General features: G+C 69.4%; 16 protein-coding genes. 7 read left to right on the top strand and 9 right to left on the bottom strand.

The features are described 5' to 3' along the window. Positions 1 to 36: 36 nt before the first annotated feature. Both WMF45_RS04305 and WMF45_RS04300 read right to left on the bottom strand, forming a co-directional pair. The gene (locus WMF45_RS04305) at positions 37 to 1,395 is read right to left on the bottom strand and encodes an FAD-binding oxidoreductase (protein ID WP_437715695.1); all 1,359 of its coding nucleotides are present in this window, start codon (positions 1,393 to 1,395) and stop codon (positions 37 to 39) included. Beyond that, positions 1,392 to 2,072, bottom strand: a complete 681-nt coding sequence (locus WMF45_RS04300) for a FadR/GntR family transcriptional regulator (protein ID WP_437715694.1) — start codon at positions 2,070 to 2,072, stop codon at positions 1,392 to 1,394. The genes WMF45_RS04305 and WMF45_RS04300 overlap by 4 nt, the downstream gene beginning before the upstream one ends. Positions 2,073 to 2,822: 750 nt before the next feature. On the opposite strand from WMF45_RS04300, the gene WMF45_RS04295 reads away from it, so the two are divergent. The 4 genes from WMF45_RS04295 to WMF45_RS04280 all read left to right on the top strand — a co-directional run bounded on the left by WMF45_RS04295 (position 2,823) and on the right by WMF45_RS04280 (position 6,470). Beyond that, positions 2,823 to 3,182 carry a transposase gene (locus WMF45_RS04295; RefSeq protein WP_437585412.1) on the top strand — a complete coding sequence of 120 codons (360 nt, stop codon included), beginning with the start codon at positions 2,823 to 2,825 and terminating at the stop codon, positions 3,180 to 3,182. Continuing rightward, positions 3,182 to 4,321 carry an IS3 family transposase gene (locus tag WMF45_RS04290; protein WP_437710006.1) on the top strand — a complete coding sequence of 380 codons (1,140 nt, stop codon included), beginning with the start codon at positions 3,182 to 3,184 and terminating at the stop codon, positions 4,319 to 4,321. The genes WMF45_RS04295 and WMF45_RS04290 overlap by 1 nt, the downstream gene beginning before the upstream one ends. 1 nt (position 4,322) lies before the next feature. After that, positions 4,323 to 5,087: an acyl-CoA desaturase gene (locus tag WMF45_RS04285; protein ID WP_437719487.1), complete on the top strand. Its 765-nt coding sequence runs from the start codon at positions 4,323 to 4,325 to the stop codon at positions 5,085 to 5,087. Positions 5,088 to 5,306: 219 nt separating this feature from the next. After that, positions 5,307 to 6,470, top strand: a complete 1,164-nt coding sequence (locus WMF45_RS04280) for an ATP-binding protein (RefSeq protein WP_437715693.1) — start codon at positions 5,307 to 5,309, stop codon at positions 6,468 to 6,470. Positions 6,471 to 6,586: 116 nt separating this feature from the next. On the opposite strand, the gene WMF45_RS04275 is transcribed toward WMF45_RS04280, so the two are convergent. Together WMF45_RS04275 and WMF45_RS04270 are read right to left on the bottom strand one after the other, a co-directional pair. Continuing rightward, the gene (locus WMF45_RS04275; protein ID WP_437715692.1) at positions 6,587 to 7,495 is read right to left on the bottom strand and encodes an alpha/beta fold hydrolase; all 909 of its coding nucleotides are present in this window, start codon (positions 7,493 to 7,495) and stop codon (positions 6,587 to 6,589) included. A 453-nt stretch (positions 7,496 to 7,948) separates the two neighbouring features. Beyond that, on the bottom strand, positions 7,949 to 8,854 hold the full coding sequence (locus WMF45_RS04270; RefSeq protein ID WP_437715691.1) for a LysR family transcriptional regulator: 906 nt from the start codon (positions 8,852 to 8,854) through the stop codon (positions 7,949 to 7,951). A gap of 144 nt (positions 8,855 to 8,998) precedes the next feature. On the opposite strand from WMF45_RS04270, the gene WMF45_RS04265 reads away from it, so the two are divergent. After that, positions 8,999 to 9,778, top strand: a complete 780-nt coding sequence (locus WMF45_RS04265) for an NAD(P)H-dependent oxidoreductase (protein ID WP_437715690.1) — start codon at positions 8,999 to 9,001, stop codon at positions 9,776 to 9,778. 101 nt (positions 9,779 to 9,879) lie between these two features. Here the strand turns inward: WMF45_RS04265 and WMF45_RS04260 are convergent, their stop codons facing one another. Continuing rightward, entirely contained in the window at positions 9,880 to 11,292 is a 1,413-nt protein-coding gene (locus WMF45_RS04260) for an RICIN domain-containing protein (protein WP_437715689.1), read from the bottom strand. A 242-nt stretch (positions 11,293 to 11,534) separates the two neighbouring features. Next, positions 11,535 to 13,025, bottom strand: coding sequence for an RICIN domain-containing protein (locus WMF45_RS04255; RefSeq protein WP_437715688.1), 1,491 nt, complete (start codon positions 13,023 to 13,025; stop codon positions 11,535 to 11,537). 1,249 nt (positions 13,026 to 14,274) lie between these two features. Between WMF45_RS04255 and WMF45_RS04250 the strand changes: the two genes are divergently transcribed. Both WMF45_RS04250 and WMF45_RS04245 read left to right on the top strand, forming a co-directional pair. After that, the gene (locus WMF45_RS04250; RefSeq protein ID WP_437715687.1) at positions 14,275 to 15,477 is read left to right on the top strand and encodes a hypothetical protein; all 1,203 of its coding nucleotides are present in this window, start codon (positions 14,275 to 14,277) and stop codon (positions 15,475 to 15,477) included. Positions 15,478 to 15,785: 308 nt separating this feature from the next. Continuing rightward, a complete protein-coding gene (locus WMF45_RS04245; RefSeq protein WP_437715686.1) occupies positions 15,786 to 17,000 on the top strand; it encodes a hypothetical protein in 1,215 nt (404 codons plus the stop codon). Between the two features lie 174 nt (positions 17,001 to 17,174). Here the strand turns inward: WMF45_RS04245 and WMF45_RS04240 are convergent, their stop codons facing one another. From WMF45_RS04240 to WMF45_RS04230, 3 genes are all read right to left on the bottom strand, one after another. Beyond that, complete coding sequence (locus WMF45_RS04240; protein ID WP_437715685.1) at positions 17,175 to 17,720, bottom strand: DUF1003 domain-containing protein; 546 nt, start codon at positions 17,718 to 17,720, stop codon at positions 17,175 to 17,177. Between the two features lie 181 nt (positions 17,721 to 17,901). Continuing rightward, complete coding sequence (locus tag WMF45_RS04235) at positions 17,902 to 18,036, bottom strand: hypothetical protein (RefSeq protein WP_437715684.1); 135 nt, start codon at positions 18,034 to 18,036, stop codon at positions 17,902 to 17,904. A 249-nt stretch (positions 18,037 to 18,285) separates the two neighbouring features. Continuing rightward, positions 18,286 to 19,608, bottom strand: coding sequence for a hypothetical protein (locus tag WMF45_RS04230; protein WP_437715683.1), 1,323 nt, complete (start codon positions 19,606 to 19,608; stop codon positions 18,286 to 18,288). Positions 19,609 to 19,690: the final 82 nt, after the last annotated feature.

The following is a 19,690-nucleotide window of genomic DNA, read 5'->3' as shown; positions in this document are numbered from 1 at the left end:
CGAGGCGCCGCCGCGCTGCGCGGACACCACGCCACGTCAGCCGTCGATCACCTTACCGGGGTTGAGGATGCCCCCCGGGTCGAAGGCGTGTTTGATGCGGCGGTGCAGCGCGAGCGACGCCGCGCCGAGCTGGCGGGTGAGGAAGCCCCGCTTGAGCGTGCCGACGCCGTGCTCGCCGGTGATCGTGCCGCCGAGGTCGAGCGCCTGCGCCATCACCTCGTTGAAGGCCGCGACCGCGCGGGCCTCGGCCGCGGCGTCCTTTCCATCGAACACGACGAGAGGGTGAAGGTTGCCGTCGCCCGCGTGGGCCACCGTCGCGATGGTGGTCTGCGTCCCGGCGGCGATCGCCTCGATCCGGCGGAACATCTCGGGCAGCTGCGGCAGCGGCACGGCGACGTCGTCGACGAGCACCGAGCCGAGCTCCGCGAGCGCCGTCAGCGCGAGGCGGCGCGCGGTGAGCATCATCTGCCCCTCGCTCTCGTCCTCGGTGGTGGCGATCACCGTCCCGCCGGCGGCCTCGCAGGCCTCCTGCATGCAGGAGAGCTCGGCGGACCCGGGCGCGTCGCTCTGCGCGATCAGCATCGCGGCAGCCTCGGTGTCGAGGCCGAGCGGGCGGTAGCGCTCGACGGCGCGGAGGGACGTGCGGTCCATGATCTCGAGCATCGACGCGTCGACCGACCGGACGATCGCCGCGACCGCCCGGCCCGAGGCCTCGAGCGAGGTGAACGTCGCGACGAGCGTGGTCGCCGGCGGGGGCCGCCGCCGCAGACGCAGCGTGATCTCGGTGATCAGCGCGAGGGTGCCCTCGGAGCCGACCAGGAGCCGCGTCAGATCGTAGCCAGCGACGTCCTTGCGGCTCCGGCCGCCGGTGCGGAGCGCCGTCCCGTCGGCGAGGACCGCCTCGAGGCCGAGCACGTAATCGGACGTGACACCGTATTTCACGCAGCACAGGCCGCCGGCATTGGTGGCGACGTTGCCGCCGAGGGTCGAGACGGCGTAGCTCGACGGGTCGGGCGGATACCACAACCCCCGTTCGTGCGCGGCGGCCTTGAGCTCGCCGTTGAGCACCCCCGGCTGGACGACGGCGAGCATCGCCGCCTCGTCGATCGCGAGGATCCGGTTCATGCGCTCGAAGCTCAGCACCACGCAGCCGTCGCTGGCGGTCGCCCCGCCCGCCACCCCGGTCCCGGCGCCGCGCGGCACCAGCGCGGTGCCGTGCCGGGTCGCCCACTGGGCCAGCGCCTGCACCTGGGTGGTCGAGGCGGGCCGCGCCACCGCGACGGGCCAGCCGCCAGGCGCCCAGAGGGCCTGATCGCGGCGATAGCCCTCCATGACGTCGCGATCCGTCACCAGGCCGTCGCCCAGGATAAGTGCAAGTTCGTCGAGCGGGTTCATGTGCCGTAGAACGCCGAGAGGTGCGCCCTGAGGAGCGTCGCTGCCGACTTCGCGTTACCGCGCTCGATCGCGCGCAGGAGAGCCCGGTGCTCCTCGACCACCCGCGGGCGGATCGCCGCGAACGAGCGCGGCCTCAGCGCCTCTTCGAGGTGGAGCCGGATGCTGTCCTTGACCGCGACCATCACGAGGGCGAGCGCCTGGTTGCCAGAGGCCGCGACCAGCGCGACGTGGAATGCGATATCGACGTCGTGGAACTCGGTGGGTGAGATCTGCTCCCGCTCCATCGCCTCGAGCGCGGCGCGCGCCTCGTCGAGGTGGGCGGCGACCGGCGCGGCCGCCGAGCGGGTCATCGCGGCGGTCTCGATCGCGACGCGCAGCTCGATGAGGTCCGGGAGCGACACATTCCGGAGCTGGACCACGTGGGTGAGCGCCTCGCAGAAGCGGTCGACCGCCGCGTCAGGGCTCGCGGCCTGCATCGGCGAGGTCCGGCCGCGCGACGCGAGCAGCCCCTGCGCCTGGAGGTGGCGGAGCGCCTCACGGATGGTCGCGCGGCTGACCCCGAACTGCTGAGCGAGCTCGCGCTCTGGCGGGAGGCGCTCGCCTGACGAGAGCGAGCGATTGAGGATCGCGTCGCGGATCTGGTCGGCGACGTCGACGTAGATCGCCGAACGGGACACCGTCCGGAAGCGTGGGGCGCTGGCCATATTGTCCTTTGGTCAGACCAACATACCGACCGCAATCCTCACCGTCAAGACAGAATCGGGAATCCATGCCGGTCAGGTGGGGGGCTCCGGAGGGGTTATTGCCCTCGCCTCGGGCCAGGGAAGGAAGAAGCCCAAGGACGAATTTGCGGTGGCGAACCGGTGCGATCTGTCGGATGGCCCGGGGTTTCAGGGGGGCCGCATGCGCGAAAGGTAAAGATACGGCGGACGCCACGTCGAGCGCCTCGGGGACGAGCGGACCCCGAGCACAGGCCGCTCACGGAGCCGCCCCGCGCTGCGGCCTGTGCGAGCAGGATTCAGCACGATGCCGTGCGAGGGAACTCTCTCGGTAGGATGAGCTCGATGGTCGCAGCTCGTCGTCACGGACGGAACGCCAGGCGGCGAGGACGTATGAAACGAGCAGGCGGATCGTATTCGATGGACTCAAATTATGATCGTGAGCTGGCTTCCCGCCAGGCGTGCTCCGTTCTACAAACCGCGCATGGAGTTAGCTGTTGTCCTCATCGCCCACTCCACACTCGCGGTCTTCTTCCCCCTCTGTGCCAACGTCGGGTGAGACAGGCTCCCCCTGGAAATCTGTGGTGAGAGGGCGGAGAATGGACCTGACCCGTGCCGAAGCCTTCCCATCTCCGATCCGTCGATCCTACCCCCGCCCCAGCGGCGCAGGGCGCTGCTCCCCGCCCGAGTGGCGTCGCCGTCGAGACTGTGCCGAAGCCGGGTAAGAGGCGGAAGTTCTCGGCGGCGGAGAAGCTGCGCATCGTTCGCGAAGCGGCTGCATGCACCCAGCGCGGCGACATCGAGGCGCTGCTGCGCCGCGAGGGCATCTACAGCTCCCTGCTGACGGCGTGGCGCAAGCAGCTCGCCCTCCACGGCAGCGAGGCTCTCGCGGGGCGTAAGCCCGGCCGCAAGCCGAAGCAGGACGCGAAGGATCGGCGCATCGCCGAGCTCGAGAAGCGCTCGGCCCGGCTCGAGGAGAAGCTCGCGCTCGCTGAGAAGCTCATAGATCTCCAAAAAAAAGTCTCTGCCATTCTGGGCATCAACCTCACGAACGACGAAGAGCGCTGATGGACGTCATCGAAGAGCTCGATGACACGCACGTCCCCATCGCGCAGGCGTGTGCGGCACTCGGCATCAGCCGCGCCACGCTCTACCGGCAGACCCAGCCCGCGATGCCGCGTGCGCTGCACGGGAACGCTCCGAGCCCACGCCGGCTCAGTGACCCCGAGCGGCAAGCCGTGCTCGATGTGTTGCACAGCGACGAGTTCGTCGACCAGCCCCCGCCGGAGGTCTACGCGACGCTGCTGTCGCGCGGCGTCTATCTCGCCTCGATCCGCACGATGTACCGCCTGCTCGCGGCGTCCGGCGAGAGCGGCGAGCGACGCGCGCAGCGTGGGCCGATGAAGCATGCCAAGCCGACGCTCACCGCCACGGCCCCCAACCAGATCTGGACGTGGGATATCACCAAGCTGCGCGGGCCGCTGCCCGGGGTCTTCTACTGCCTGTACGTCGTCCTCGACCTGTTCAGCCGCATGACCGTTGGCTGGCTGCTCGCCGAGCGCGAGAGCGCGCTGCTCGCCGAGCAGCTCTTCGCAGAGACGGTCGCCCGCCACGGCGTCGAGCCCGGCTCGCTCACCGTGCACGCCGACCGCGGCTCCGCAATGAGGTCGGAAGGGCTCGCTCAGCTCCTCGGCTCGCTCGGCGTCGTTCGAAGCTTCAGCCGGCCTCACGTCAGCGATGACAACGCCTTCTCCGAGTCGCAGTTCAAGACGCTCAAGTACCAGCCCGACTATCCGGACCGGTTTGCCTCGCTGGCTCATGCACGAGCGTGGTGCCAGGAGTTCTTCGGCTGGTATAATGACCTTCATCAGCATTCTGGCCTTGCGCTCTTCACACCTGCTGATGTATTCTACGGCCGAGTCGAAGATGTCGCGGCTCGGCGCCAAGTCGCCCTCGACACAGCGTACGCCGCGCACCCGGAACGCTTCCCGAACGGTCCGCCCGTTGTGCGTCGGCCGCCCGCTTCGGTAGCCATCAATCCGCTGTCCGTTGACGACGCTGCCGACGAGGCCGCGGGGCCGCACACGGGCACGACCAGCGCCGCGGCCGAACCTGGCGCAACGCCCGCCGCTGTGACACGGCCGCCTCGACCTCGACTGGTGGGGGCCCTGTGCCGGAACGCGCCCCTCAGCGCGTTCTCCTCATAGGATTCTCGTCCGGCCTGTCTCAAACCCGTTGGCAACTTCCGTCCAGACCTTCTTCCTCCACCGGTATGCGTCGCATCGGATGTTCACGATGTCGAAGCGCTCGGAGCGAGTGTTTCACCTTCTCACGTACCTCACGCAGGGCTCCTCGTACCTCGTCCCCTGGGCCTACGCGATCCTGCACCGCACGCACCACGCGTACAGCGATACGCCGAAGGATCCCCACTCGCCGCGGTACTTTGCCGAGCCCGCCTCGATGATGTGGCGGACCAAGAAGCTCTACGATGCCATCTGCGACGGCACCGCCGACGTGGAGCCGCGCTTCCTCGGTGGCTACCCCGAGTGGCGCGCGCTCGACCGCATCGGCAACTCGTGGATCAGCCGCATGGCGTGGGGCACGGGTTACACGATCTTCTACATGGCCTTCGCCTCGCACTGGTGGCAGTTCCTGTTCCTCCCGCTGCACTGGACCATGGGCCCGCTGCACGGGGCGATCGTGAACTGGTGCGGCCACCGCTACGGCTACCGCAACTTCAACAGCGACGACGACTCGCGCAACACGCTCGCCCTCGACTTCGTGACGCTCGGCGAGTTATTCCAGAACAACCACCACAAGTACTCGATGAGCCCCAACTTCGCGGTGCGGTGGTTCGAGATCGATCCGGCCTATCAGGTCATCCGTGTGTTCGCCTGGATGGGCATCCTCCGCATGCCCGACAAGCGTCAGGTCGCCCGGCTGGAGGCCGACGTCGCGCGGACCGAGGGGTAGGCAGCCCGCTTCGGAGCAGCGCTCTCCGTGACACGGATTCGTCGCGAGACCAGGCGCGCGCCTGCCTCCTCGGGCGCCGAGCTTCGGCCGGTCCATCTCAGCCGGCCCAGCATCGCGCGGAACAAGCGCCACCGCGACGCCACGCTCAGCCAGGCGGCGCGCCGGATTGCTCGGCGCCCGCACGTCGCCGGCAATCGAGAGCGTGCTAGCGTCCAGGGTATGGCGGTCGAAGACACAAAACCGCGGCCAGAGCACGATGAGGCGGACGAGGACCTGCGTATCTATCGGGATGACACCGACCGGGCGCTGGCCGAGAGGTGGGCGGACATCGAAGAGAAGTCCGACGAGGCCATCAGCCGCTTCCGGCAGCGCGCCGACGCGGTGCTGCGCGCCGCTCGCGAGGAGGCGGATCGCCGAGCGGACGATGCCGGCGCCCGCGATCAGGCGAGCGGCGCCATCGCCGAAAGACGATCGCTGGAAGAAGATGTTGTCCGAGGTGAGCGGGCCGCTGCGGACGAGAGCCTCCGCCGCGAGCGCGCCGAGCATGCCCGTGTCCTGTCCAGCCTGTTGCCGCTGGAGAGGGACAAGACCGACAGGCACCTGTGGACCGAGCGCGCCCGTTCCGACGACGCCCTCTCGCAGCGCGACGACTTCCTGGGCATCGTCAGCCACGACCTGAGAAACCTGCTCAGCGGAATCGTCATGAGCGTCGAGCTGCTCGCGAGGGGTGGCTCCGCGCACGGCGAGGAGAGCGGGCCCGCCCTGGCAGCCAAGCGAATTCGACGCTATGCCGCGCGAATGAGCAGGCTAATCAACGATCTCGTGGACGTCGCGAGCATCGAGTCCGGCAAGCTTGCCACCACCCTGGAGCGCGGCGACGCGGTCGCGCTGCTCGCCGAGACGGTGGAGACGTTCCAGCCGGCCGCATCGGAGAAGGGAATTTTCGTCGAGCTGGAGGTCGCCGAGCGCTGCCTTCCGGCGGACTTCGACCAGGAGCGGGTGCTCCAGGTGCTCTCCAATCTGGTCTCGAACGCGCTGGTCTCGAACGCGCTCAAGTTCACCGCGCCGGAAGGGACGATCCGCGTTCGCGGCGAGCGCGCTGGCGGCGAGCTTCGCTTGTCGGTGAGCGACACCGGCCCTGGAATACCCGACGGCCTCCTGGAGCTCGTCTTCGAGCGATTCTGGCAGGCCGCTGGGAAGGACAGGAGAGGCCTGGGCCTCGGCCTCTACATCTGCAGGAGCATCGTCGAGGCTCACGGCGGCAGGATCTGGGTGGAGAGCAGGCTCGGCGAGGGCAGCACGTTTTATTTCACGATCCCGGACACCACCGGCAGCTTGTCTCCGCCGGCGAACGCCTCTCCCAGCGACCTCGGGTCGGTGTAATCACCCGCCCTCATCCGGACGCCTCGCTTCACTCAGCTGCGATACCGCGCGAGGAGGGAGCGGCGACAGGCGAGGCGGCTGTGCAGCTGGCGGGAGCTTGGCCCGCGGGCTCTTGGCTACTGCAGGCCGAGCAAGAACTCCTGGATGCGGGCCGATACCGCGCCCCCTGCCTCGAGGAGCATCGCGTGGCCCGTGCGGGGCACGATCATCCACCCGGCACCCGGGGTGAGGCGGCGCAGCATGTCGAGATCGGCCCGCAGGGCCATCACGTCGCGCTCGGGCGCGATCACCAGGACCGGCACCCGCACGTGGGGGAGGACGTCCGACGCGCGCGCCGCCATCAACGACCGCAGAGACTCCCAGTAAGCGCGGAGGTCCATGGTCCCGACGGCGCGGAGGAAATGCTCCAGCTCCTCCCGAGGCGCCTCGGGCCCGAAGACGCCCGCGGCCTGGCCCAGGGGGAAGAGGGCGCTGGACGCCGTGACGCGGCGCACGACCGGCGCCATGCGAGGAACGATGGGGGCCGCCGTCCGCAGCGCCGCACGGAGGGCCGCGCGCGCGCCGGGGATCCGGAAAGCGGCGCTCGACGCGTAGGGGTGATCGGCGCCGCCGGCGATGAGCACCATCGCGCGCACGAGATCAGGGCGGCGGCGATAGAGCTCGAGCAGCACCGTGACGCCCATGGAAAAGGCGATGTGCACCGGCGCGCCGGCGAACGTGCTACGAGCACGGACCGCCTCCGTCACCCGGAGAAGGTCGTCTGCGTGGGTCGGAATGGCGTAGTCGCCCGAGCGCGCCGTCTCGCTCTGCCCGTGACCCCGGTAGCTCCAGTGGACCAGGTGGGTGGTCGTTGCGAGCGCGCTGACGAGGTGCTTCCAGAAGTTCTCCGTCGTGCTGAGGCCGTTCGTGAGGACGACGGGCGCTCGATCTCGCAGCTGCACATCGTCGCCTGGGCGCTGGTGCGTGTGCCACGCGATGCGCGTCCCATCGCTCGCAACGATGTGCCGAAGGATCGAACCTTCCATGATCGGAACGGACGGTAGCATGCGCGACCTCGCGACCAGCGATCGACACGGTGAGCGTTCCATAAGCAATTGGAATTGCTGATCTTTCCGTTGTCCGTTGTCCGCTGTCCTGCACCAGGGAAGGAGCCCAAGGACGAAACTGCGGGGGCGAACCGGTGCGATCCGTTGGATCCCCCAGGATCTGGGAGGAGCGTGACGACGGAGCGCACCCGCTCGGAAGGCGTGGGCCCAATCCGGGCCCGCTGGTCAAGCCCCGGGCCGCCCTCGCCGGCGCACGCGCGCGCCTCCTCTCCATGGCTGCGACGATCCCCGACTCCGCCTATCAGAAGAGCTTCCTCGAAGACGTCCCGGAGAACCGCAGGACATTGGCGCTCGCCCGGGAGTGGTCCGGTCGCGAGAACGGGTGACAGCCCGCGACCCGCCTCGCCGGCCTCGCCGCGCCGAGCGGCGCCATCATCGAACATCCCCCGCGAGCGATCGCACCCGGTCCCGGAGCCAGGTGAGCGCCGGGTGCCTGGCTGTCCTGTGGTGCCACGCCATGACGATGGCGAAGCCCGGCACGGGGACAGGGGGCGGAAGGAGCTCCAGCCGGTCGGCGCGGTCGCGCGCCAGGCGCTCGGGGACGAGCGCCGCCATGTCCGAGCGCGCCACGAGCTCTGGCACCATGAGGAACGAGGGCACGGACAGGACCACCCGCCGCTCGCGCCCGAGCGCCGCGAGCGCGGCGTCGGTCGCGCCGGTGAAGCCGCCGCCGCGCGGGCTCACCACCACGTGGTCGAGCGCGCAGAGCTGGTCGAGGCTGATGGTGCGCGACACCAGCGGGTGATTGCGCCGGACGATGACGACGAAGCGCTCGTCGAGCACCTTCCTGCTCCGCAGGTGCTCGGGCGCGAGCTCGGGCGTCAGCACGGCGAGGTCCACCTCGCCGCGCTCCACCTGGCCCGCGAGCTGGGCGACGTCGAGGGCTCGCCACGCCAGCCGCACGCCCGGCGCCTCGCGCCGGAGCTGGAAGGCGAGCGGCATCAAGACCGCATATTGCACGTAGTCGGACGCGGCGATCGCGACCGTCAGCTCGGACGTCGCGGGATCGAAGCCCGCGCCGGCGGCGAGCACGGTACGCACGCCCTCCAGCGCCTCGTGCAGCGGCGCCTGCAGCTCCAGCGCGCGCCTCGTGGGCGTCATGCCGCGCTGCGCGGGGACCAGCAGCGGGTCGCCGAGGAGCTCGCGCAGCCGCTGGAGCTGCGCAGACAGCGCCGGCTGGCTGAGGTTCAGGCGCTTTGCAGCCCTCGTCACGTTGCGCTCGGCGAGCAGCGCGTCGAGCGCGACGAGCAGGTTCAGATCGAGGCGGCTGCTATCCACCAGGTCGATAGCAGCACAGATGAACCGTGACTTCAACGATGCCGGGGAGAGGCCTAGTTTCTGCGCATCCACCCGGCCGCCCCCGGGCCTATCCGCTGATTCACTGCCGGAGGAGACGAACACGCTCCTCGGAAAGGACATGCCATGAAGGTCCTCATCGTCTACGCGCATCCCGAGCCGCGCTCGTTGAACGGCGCGCTCCGCGACCGGATGGTCGCGACGCTCACCGCCGCCGGGCACGAGGTGCTCGCCTCCGACCTCTACGCGCAGGGCTGGAAGGCAGCGCTCGACGGCGCGGACTTCCCGGCCGAGCCGGCGGGCGCCCCTCTGCGCGTCATCGAGGCCTCCCACCGCGCGTTCGAGCATGGCATGCAGACGCCGGACGTGGCCGAGGAGCAGCGGCGCCTCCTCTGGGCCGACGCCGTCATCCTCCAGTTCCCGCTCTGGTGGTTTTCCATGCCGGCGATCCTGAAGGGCTGGGTCGAGCGCGTCTTCGCGCACGGCTTCGCCTACGGCGTCGGCGAGCACTCGGACCGGCGCTGGGGCGATCGCTACGGAGAGGGCGTGTTCGCCGGCAAGCGCGCCATGCTCGCCCTCACCGCCGGCGGCTGGGCCGACCACTACTCGGAGCGCGGCATCAACGGGCCGATGGACGACCTGCTGTTTCCGATCCAGCACGGCATCCTCTTCTATCCCGGCTTCTCGGTGCTGGATCCCTTCGTCGTCTACCGCGCCGAGCGGATGGACGAGGAGCGATTCCAGGCGATCGCGATCGACCTCGATCGGCGCCTCGAGCGGCTGTTCGTCGACAGGCCAATCGCCTACCGACCGCAGAATCACGGCGACTACGAGATCCCGTCGATGAAGCTGAGGGAGGGGCTCGGCGGCGCTGGGCAGCAGGGCTTGAGGCTGCACCGGTCCTAGCTCACGCCCGCAGGCTGTGGCGTGAAGAGGGACGGGCGACGCGGCGGCTCGTGCGGGCGCGTCAGCCGCCGCCCGAGCCGCCGCGTCGGCGGGGCGCGAGGTCAGAATTGCGTGAAGAAGTTCCAGATGGACGAGCTCGCGAAGCTCGGCGTCTGGTGGTCACCGGGAAACTCGCAGCGGTGCACCGGGTATCCGTCCCGGCACCCTTGATAGGCGACGCACGAGTTCGAACCCACGGGGCTCGTCTGGGTGCTGCAGCCGTTCTTGCGCACGAAGACGTCGAGCGCCGCCCTTCCGGCCGAGATGGGGACGACGCTGTCGGACAGGCCGTGCGACATCCAGACGGCGACGGGCTGGGTGTTGGACTGGTTGCAGCCGCTGTAGAGGGCGCCGGACATCGGCGCGATGGCGCGGAAGACGTCGGGCATGTCACAGCCGAGCGCGTTCGACATCATCCCCCCGTAGCTCCATCCGGTCGAGAAGACACGGCTCGTGTCGATGCACAGGTTGGCTTTGAGGGAGTCGACCATGGCGCGGGCGAAGGCGATGTCGCGCCCGCCCGTGTTGGCCCAGCCGTTGTCGATGCCGTTCGGCGAGACGAAGATCGCGCTGCCGTTCGCCAGCGCCTTGAGCCCGTAGTACCCGTTGTTCACGACGTCGTTGGCCGACCCGCCGAGCCAGTGCCAGCCGAACACCAGCCGATACGCCTTGTTCGGGTCGTAGTTCGCCGGAATGTCGAGCACGTACTGGCGCGTGGTGCCGTTGACGTTGATGGTGCGGTTACCGCTGGTGAGGGAGGTGGGCATGCCGCAGCCGGCGCTGGGCATGCCGGCGGAGCCGCCGGTGCCGCCGGTGCCGCCGGTGCCGCCGGTGCCGCCCGTACCGCCGGTGCCGCTGGTGCTACCGGAGCCACCGCTGCCGCTGGTGCTACCGGAGCCGCCGGTTCCCGAGCCCACGGGCGTGAGTCGGAATTGCTGATTGGTGCCGCCGTTCGACACCCATTGAATCACGGCGGTGCCGTCCCCGGTGCCGCGGCCGTAGACGTCCAGCGACTTGCCGCTGTGGCGCGCGGTGAGGCGCACGACGCCGCTGGCGACGTCCGTGAACGACCACTGCTGGTTTGTCCCGGTCCAGCAGGAGTATTGCTGGATGGCGGCCCCATCGCTGGTGGAGGCGCCCTTGACGTCCATGCAACGGTTGCTGTTGACGTTGCGGATGCGATAGTAGCCGCCGCCTGCCGATTCCATGCGGAACTGTTGCCGCGTCGAGCCGTTGCAGCTGGCGATCTGCATGGCCGCTCCATCAGCGGTGCTGCCTCCAGCCACCTGCACACATTTTCCACTCTGGACGCCGGCGATCGTGTAGACCGCGCTCGTATCGATCGTGATGGCGCCCTCGAGCGAGCCCGCCTCCTCGATCTCGGCGTCGTACGCCTCGTCGGGGCCGATGACGCACGACACGGCGAGGATGCCCGTCGCCGCCGCAAGCAAGCTCAGCTTGGTTCCGAATCTCATCTTGTCCTCCTCATCCTGTCAAGTAAGTGAAACTTCCATCTTCTCACGGCTCAACGCTGCCCTGGCGCAGGTCGGGGTCGCTCGCAACGCGCTCAAGGCTCCCGAGCGGGCGGCCGCGCCGGCCCTTGCCGCCGCGGATGAATGTAGAGACGCGCGCAGGGTGGATAGGGTCGCTCTGCGTGCGCCAGGGTCGGTCAAACCGCCCTGCTCCTCGGAGCAAGGCGGTTCGAGCGCGAGCCCCCCTAGGGCAGATTGGCAGAAGAGACCTGCCAGGTTCTGTCGGTGCAGAAGCGGCAGCTCGGGCCGACGAGCGCGCCCTTGCCGGTGGCCGATTCGTCGCCCTTGAGCCACCAGTTGAGCCACGCCAGGTTGACCTGAGTGAACTCGCCGCCGTTCCTGGCCCACAGATCGCCCCCGTGATCCGCGCCGACCTTGGCGAACATCATGACCGGAATATCACCCAAGGCGGCGATGTTCGCGAAGTCTCTCGCGCCGTTCGCGTTCGCGCCCAGGCTATCCGCGGTGCCGGTGACGATCAATACGGGTGTGTGAATCGAGTTGTAGAACGACTGATTCGCCGAGAAAGATCCGCTGCTCGTGTGTCCCCAGGTCGTCATTCTTGGATCTGCAGCGGTCCCCGCCGCCATCAAGCCGCCGCAGGAGAAGCCGTTCGCGGCGACCTTCGTGGTTTCGATCTTCTGGTAGTAGGCGCTGCAAGGCTTCTCATTCTGGGCGATCACCCAGTCGACGTAGGCGCGCAGCACGTCGCCTCCGCTCCCGAGGTCGCGGTTGGGCTGGCTGTTGACCGGTGTCCCGTCCGCCACCACGAAGTAGCCGTGCGAGGCAATTTCAGCCATGGCCGCTTGATTCGCGAGCCCGTCTCGCGAGCATGCGCCCTCCCCCCAGACGAAGATCGGATACTTGACGCCTCCACCGAGATCCGCCGGACGAAAGATGGTGCCCTGGTTGATGCCCGGGTCCGAATTCGTCTCGACGACCACCCGATGAGGGCCGCTCCCCGACACGTTTCGACCGGTCGGTTGTGACGCGGTGCACGTGCCGCCCGTACCGCCGCCGGAGCCACCGCTGCCGCCCGTGCCGCTGGTGCCGCCCGTGCCGCCGGTGCCGCCGGTGCCGCCCGTGCCGCCCGTGCCGCTGGTGCTGCCGGAGCCACCGGTGCCGCCGGTTCCCGAGCCCACGGGCGTGAGCCGGAATTGCTGATTGGTGCCGCCGTTCGACGCCCATTGAATCACAGCGGTGCCGTCCGCGGTACCGCGGCCGTAGACGTCCAGGGACTTGCCGCTGTGGCGCGCGGTGAGGCGCACGACGCCGCTGGCGACGTCCGTGAACGACCACTGCTGGTTTGTCCCGGTCCAGCAGGAGTATTGCTGGATGGCGGCGCCGTCGCTCGTGGAGGCGCCCGCGACGTCCATGCAACGGTTGCTGTTGACGTTGCGGATGCGATAGTAGCCGCCACCTGCCGATTCCATGCGGAACTGTTGCCGCGTCGAACCGTTGCAGCTGGCGATCTGCATGGCCGCTCCATCAGCGGTGCTACCTCCAGCCACCTGCACGCATTTTCCACTCTGGACGCCGGCGATCGTGTAGACCGCGCTCGTGTCGATCGTGATGGCGCCCTCGAGCGAGCCTGCCTCCTCGAGCTCGGCGTCGTACGCCCCCTCGGGGCCGATGACGCACGACACGGCGAGGATGCCCGTCGCCGCAGCAAGCAAGCTCTGCTTGGTTCCGAGTCTCATCTTGTTCTCCTCGTCAACTTAAGTAAGTGAAACTGGAGTCTTCTCACGGCTCAACGCTGCCCTGGCGCAGGTCGGGGTCGCCCGCCGCGCGCGCAAGGCTCCCGACCGGGCCGCAGCGCCGGCGATTGCCGCTGCGGATGATTGTCAAGATGCGCGCAGAGTGGATAAGTTCATTTCTCGCGCGCCAGGCAGCACGAAGAGGGAATCTATTGTTCCGGGCTGGCAGGCACGTCAAGCCGATTGTGCATCGTGAGCGGGCCTGATCCTCACGAAGGTACGATAAGCTCAGATACGGAGTCACGCTGGCGACTTGACGCCGACATGGGGTCGAGTCCCTCACGGGCGCGAGCGCCCGGCGCGCCAGGCCCGCGAATCTCGTCGAGAATCGCCTGCGACCGGCGGACCTCGCCGGCCGAGCTCGGCATGCGAGCGCGATCGAAAAGCTGGAGTGAGAATGGATGAGATGCCGGGGGCCAGGAGATCCAACCGCGGAAATCAAGCCCCTCGCAGCGACCGTCCCATCGTACAGCCATGCTGCACGTCGATCGGCATATCGAACCTTGTTCGGTCCGCCTCACTCCTGGAAAAGTGATGCTGTATCAAACTCATCCATGCATCGAACGGGCCCCCTTCACGCCACAGCCTGCTGGCTCCGACAGGACAATGACGAGTACGAGCAGTACGCCACCCCATCATCGAGCAGCTGGCGTTGCCGTACAACACAACCAGAATGTTCATGGTGCAGCCCCCCGGAGAGGCCTGCTGCTGGGCGGGGGTACGTCGGGTCGCTTCCGGGGTTCCCTCCGCTGGGATCGTTGCTGCAGCCACGGTCCCCACTGGCCAGGACCGCGATCCCAGCCGCGAGCGACATGACCGAGCGCTACTTCATGACCGTCTCCTGGATGCCCATGAGGGCCCATCCGGAGCGAAGTAAAAGCAAGACGACCGGTCGACACTGTGAGCGTTCACATGTCCGGTGTCAACTTCGATCGACCAGCCTGCCGCTCGGCTAGCGAGGAGCGCGCTGCTGTGAACATTCACAATTTCACCGGGCCAGCGCGCTCGCGTGCTGAGCCGCGGCACACCATCCAGCTGCCAGCGCCCTCAACCGCGCCGTCGCCCTCGGGGATCACGTCGCGGCCGTGTCGTCTACGAGGCGATCAGGCCGTTGCTGGGGCTCCACCGCCCGTCAACTCCGCTAACCAACATGATAGAAACTGCGCCCATGACATCGACTTGCTTCCGCTCTACCGCCCCGTGGCTGCGACGCACCGCCCTGGCCCTCACCGCCGCCCTGACCCTGGCCGGCTGCTCGTCGGGCGGTGACTCGGGCGGCAGCTCGCCGGCGCCCGCCGAGCCCGTGCCCCTGACCGCGTTCTGCGCCGAATGGTCCGCCGCCCGCTGCGCCGGGGTGCAGGGCTGCTGCACCGATGCGACCGGCAAGTACGCCGACGACGACGCCTGCGCCGCCGGCGAGACCGCCCTGTGCGAGGCGACGATGCTGCCCGCCCTCGGCAACCCCCAGTTCATCTACGACGAACAGGCCGGCGGCGACCTCATCGCCCGCCTGCGCCGGTCCGGCGACGGCTGCCGCGAGCCCGACGGCGCCCTGGACACCGCCGCCCTGCTGAAGCCGGCCCTGGAGCCGGGCAGCGCCTGCGACCTGGCCGGCGCCGCGGCGCTGGGCGGGAACCCCTGCAAGGGGACCATCTGCCTACCGGCCAGCTCCGAGTCGACCGCCGGGACGTGCCTGGTGCTGCCCGCCGAGGGTGAGCTCTGCCCCGACCTGTTCTGCGCCGCCGGGCTGGCCTGCACCAGCGAGACGGACGGCGACCGTTGCCGCCCCGCTCCGCCCTTGCCAGCCGAGGGGAGCCCCTGCGACAGCAACACGGACCTGTGCGCGCCCGGGCTCCGCTGCATGCCGACCACGGCTGCCCTGCGCGCCTACTTCGCCGGCGGGGACTATCCCGAGGAGCACACCTGCCAGACCCTCCACAAGAACGGCGAGCAGGCCCTGGACCCTGGCGACTGCGCCAGCGGCCTCATGAAGATCACCTCCCAGGCCAGCCTGGCCGCCACATGCACCGCCTGCCGCAGCCACCAGGACTGCTACAGCGTGAACACCGACACGTTCGACGGTCTGGTCAGCGTCGACAACTACAGCGGTTACTGCGATCAGGGCGTCTGTCACGACGGCCTGAACGACGTCGCCCCCGGCAGCAAGTCCGAAGGCGCCATCTGCTTCGACGTTGCAGAGTGCCGGTCCCTCAGCTGCGACCGCACCCCCGGCGCCTATGGCCACTGCCAGAAGGCGAATGCCGAGGCGCTTTTCTGCACGGCGCCGTTCACGGGCGGGGGCACAGACACCGGCGGGGGGACGGCGCTCACCAACGCCAGCTCGGGGTCCCGACCCGAAGCTCGCCCCTGAGGCCGGCGGCGCCGGGGCGGTGACCCGGCGGGACGAGGCCCAAGAACATCCCTGGTGCGGAGACAGCCCCCCTGGCGTCCTTGCTGTGGAGACGCTGCACCATACCCACCCTCCCGTCCCCGCTCAGCGCCCATGGTGGCACGCCGTGGCCATCGTGTGGTGGACGGCGCGCAGGCGCCCCACATGTCCCCACCACGAGATTGATGAGCCGCGGCGCCCTGTCGGGCGCACTGCTGCAGGAAGTCGAGAGGATGCCACGACCGAGCCGGCGCTGGCCGGCGAGGCACAGGATGGCAACGGAGGAACCGATGATCCGTATGGCTGGTACCGCGCTGGTGTATCTCCCCCTCGCGCTCCTGCTCCTGCCCGCCTGCGGCGAGGCCACCGCGACGGCCAGCGCGGAGATGGCCCTGAGCGAGGAGCTCGGCGCCGCGGCGCTGGTCGAGGAGCACGACGAGGGGAATGTCGCCTGGCGCATCGACGGCGACGGCCAGGTGAAGGCCGCCATCACCGCAAGCTCCGGTGTGCGTATCAAGGAGGACGTCGGCGGCACGCTCGTCTGGAAGCTGCCGTCCGGAGAGGCACGGACGATCCCGCTCGCGATCGACGCGAGGACGGGGCTCCTTGTCGCGGCGGGGCCGAAGCTCGAGGCGGACCTGACGGAGATCAGCTACACGCTCACGATCTCGGGCAAGCCGTGGAGCGGCGTGCTGCACGTGCCCGCGGGCGGCACGGCGGAGCTCGTGGCGAGCGCCAGGGTGAGCGCGGAGAGCAAGGTGGCCGAGGTCACGGTGGGCCCCCACGGCGGCTCCGTCCAGGTGGTCGGCGACGACCGGCTCGAGATGGTCGCGAACGAGGCCACGGGAGAGGTGCGCGTCTATGTGCTCGATGCTCACCTCAAGCCGGTCGCCATCGAAGGGCGAACGCTCAAGCTGGGTCTCGTGGCCGAGCGACCCGAGGTGCTCGTCCTCGCGCCGGCATCTGCCGGATTCTACTTCGTGGGCAAGCTCGCGGCTGTGGTGAACCCGCTCCGACTGACGGTCGCGCTCGGATTCCGCGGCACGACGCGCGTGGCGCTCTGGGGCTACCGGCCCGGCGTGCGCGTGATCGCGACGGCCGCGCGGGCGCCGCGAGTCAACATCCTCGTGAAGAGCTTCGTCGATGGGCCTGACGTCGACGTGCACGCCGGCGCGCGCGCCGACGTGGATGTGAAGGTTCACGATCATGATCGCGGCGGCGACAAGGTCAAGATCATGGTCCACGACAAGGACCATGGCGGCGGCGACAAGGTCAAAGTCATGATCCATGACAAGGACCATGGCGGCGGCGGCACCAAGGTCATGATCCACGACAAGGACCACGGCGGCGGCACTACCAAGGTCATGATCCATGACAAGGACCATGGCGGCGGCGGCACCAAGGTCATGATCCACGACAAGGACCATGGCGGCGGCGGCAAGGCGAACGCGCATGGGAGCAGCGGCGGCGCGGCGAAGGCAGGCGGCGCCAAGGGCAAGCGCTGAGCTGCGCCGAGCCCGCAGGTTCCGCAGCTGGGGCTTGACGTCTCCAAGATATTTAAACTTCCCTCCCCCGGTGCTGCCCGAGAAGGATTCGATCGAGGTGACGCTGAACTTCGACATGCTCGGCTCGCCGCGCTGCGGGCCGGGCTCATCCAGGCCTCGCGCGCTCACGCGGCCTCACGTGCCGGGCCTATCGCGCGCCGCCCGCTCGATCTCCTCGATGACCTCTTCGGGCCGGACATCCCTCTTCAATTCGTCCAGGGTTGCGTCCTGTCCGCTGGTGACACCGAGATGGCGGGCGATGTCGTCCACGAGGCCGATCAACCGCGTGACCTCGTGCTCGGCGAGGAGGTTGATCTGGAGATCCAGATCTGCCCGTTTGTCCGCGAGCGCCTGCATCCGGTTCTGGCTGATGAGCACGAAGGTCGACAGGAAGATCGCCTCGACCGATGCGATCATCGCCAGCATCACGAAAGGGAATGGGTCGAAGGGCTGGATCCAGGGGACGACGCCCAGGTTCACCACGATCCAGCCCCCGAACAGGAGAGCATGGATATAAACGAAAGGCATGCTCCCCGCGAAGCGGGTGATCGCGTCCGCCACCATCTCTTGATGGGTCTTCCCACGTTCCATCTCCTCCCGTACGGCGATCAGGGTCTCGATGTTGCGTCGGACCAGGTTGTTCAGCTCGCTCGTGTTCGCATGACGTCGATTCCGCTCCATCGGGCCATGCGGGATGCAAGTTTCGCCCCCACGGGACGACCTGCGCCCTTCCCGGCGTGGACCGTACCCGCAGGGGATGACTGGCCGCGGCGCCAGCCCGCCGGGCGTCGGGAGGGTGTGGCCCCAACCCGGGCCCGACCGCCGGCGCCTGGGCGCGGTGCGCGCCGGCGAGCTCCCGCCCTCAGGGCGTGAACATGCCCGTGTACGTCTGTGCCTGGGCCAGCGTCGCTCCTCGGTACTTGAAAGGCGCCTCTCGCGTGTGCGTGCCCAGGTACGCGGTGATCTGCACGCTGTAGTACCGCCCGCTCTCGAGCACGCCCTCCGGCACCTCGACCGTACCGGCTCCTGGCCGCTCGTGACCTGCGCCTGGAGCAACGAGGGTGTGCTTTCATAGAGGGGCACGCCGCTGCCAGGCTCCTGGTACATCGCCATCGAGGTGACCGTGCTCGAGAGGACGGCCGGCGCGTTCGCCGTCACCTGCGCGATGAACCGCGATATCCTGAGGTCGGCCGCGAAGCTCGACAGCTCGGGCGGCGCGAACGTGAGGCGCGCTCGCCGCGGCCGCTCACGCGGCGACGAGCATCCGGTCCCCGTCGCGCCGCGCCGCCGCCCACGTCTCGTCCCAGGCGGCGTCGGCCTCGGCGCGGCGGAGCCGGCCGAAGGCCTGCACCTCCTTCCGCTCGCCCTCGACCTCGGCGTCGTCCGCCGGCGGCGCCGGCGCCGGCCCGGTCATCGCGTCGCCGACCGCCTCGCGCACCTCGCGCCCGCCCTCGGCCAGGCAGTGGGCGAGCACACGCCACCCGAGCTCGGCGTGCAGCGCCTCGTCGCGCGCGATCTCACCGAGCGCCACGCGCACGCCCTCGTCCCTCGCCCCCGCGAGCGACCGGCGCGCCCGGGCCGCCGCCGCTCCCTCGCCGAGACAGCCGTCGTGCCACGCCTCGAGCGCCATCCGCACGAGCGCAGCCCGCCGGTCCGCGTCGCGCGCCGCCGGAGGCGGGAGAAGCGCGGGCCTCAGGCGCCATCCAGCGAGCTCGCTCGCGAGCTCGCTGCACCGCGCCGTGTGGCGCACCTCATCTCCGAGCGCGCCGAGCGCCCGCGCCACGAGCGACGCGGGCGCGCGCACCGCCGCGAGGTCCCGCGCGAGGGCGAGGAACGCCGGGATCGAGCCGCACTCGGCCCGCGCGCTGTCCAGCCACGCGCCCGCGAGCGCCGCCCGGGTCGCGCGATCGAGCCGCGCCGGACGCGACGCAGCGGGGCCCAGCCCGAGCACCGGCGGGAGCACGACGCCATCGGCCGTGCGCAGCGGCCGGCCGTCGATGGCATGGGACCGCTCTCCGAAAGGCCGGTTGGCGCGGACACCCATGCCAAACATCCCCTCGGGGACGTACAGCTCGCCCGACACCGGAATGACCGCGCGCGCCGAAAAATCGACGACCACCGGCTCGAACAGGCCGGCCATCGCGCCGACGTGGAGCCCGTGCTGCGCAGGGAACTCGTCGCTGATGCGGGTGCGGTACGTCCAGCCGAGCTCACCGTCGATGCTGCAGGCGACGACCTGGTCGGAGTTGCCCGAGGTATCGCCGCCGCCGTGGCTGCCGATCGCGAAGCGGCCGGCAGAGAAGTCGAGCCATGTCGCCTGCGCGAACGGACCGAATCCCATGTGACCCGAGTCGAACACTCCGGCGAAGCTGCCCTCCATGAGGAACGTCCCGCGGAGGTCGGCGCCAAGGCCGAAGGCGAGCTTCTGGCCGAAGGAGACCGACACGGAGACGCCGACCGACATGGCAAAAGCATCGTCCTCGGCGCGCGCCTGGCCGGGCAGCGAGACGAGGGCGGCGACACCGAGGGCGGCGAGCGTGGGCGGGAGCGCGCGGGAACAAGAGGACATGGAACCTCCGTAAGCCAAAAGGGGGACCAAGAATCGATCTCGGCTCCAAATTTACCAGAGGGCGCGAACCGGCACGACCGCC

Origin of the sequence: Sorangium sp. So ce448 (assembly GCF_051520915.1) — a bacterium.
Lineage (GTDB): Bacteria > Myxococcota_A > Polyangia > Polyangiales > Polyangiaceae > Sorangium > Sorangium cellulosum_B.
Note: the sequence above shows the minus strand (reverse complement) of the source record. Positions and strands in the feature narration are given on the sequence as shown.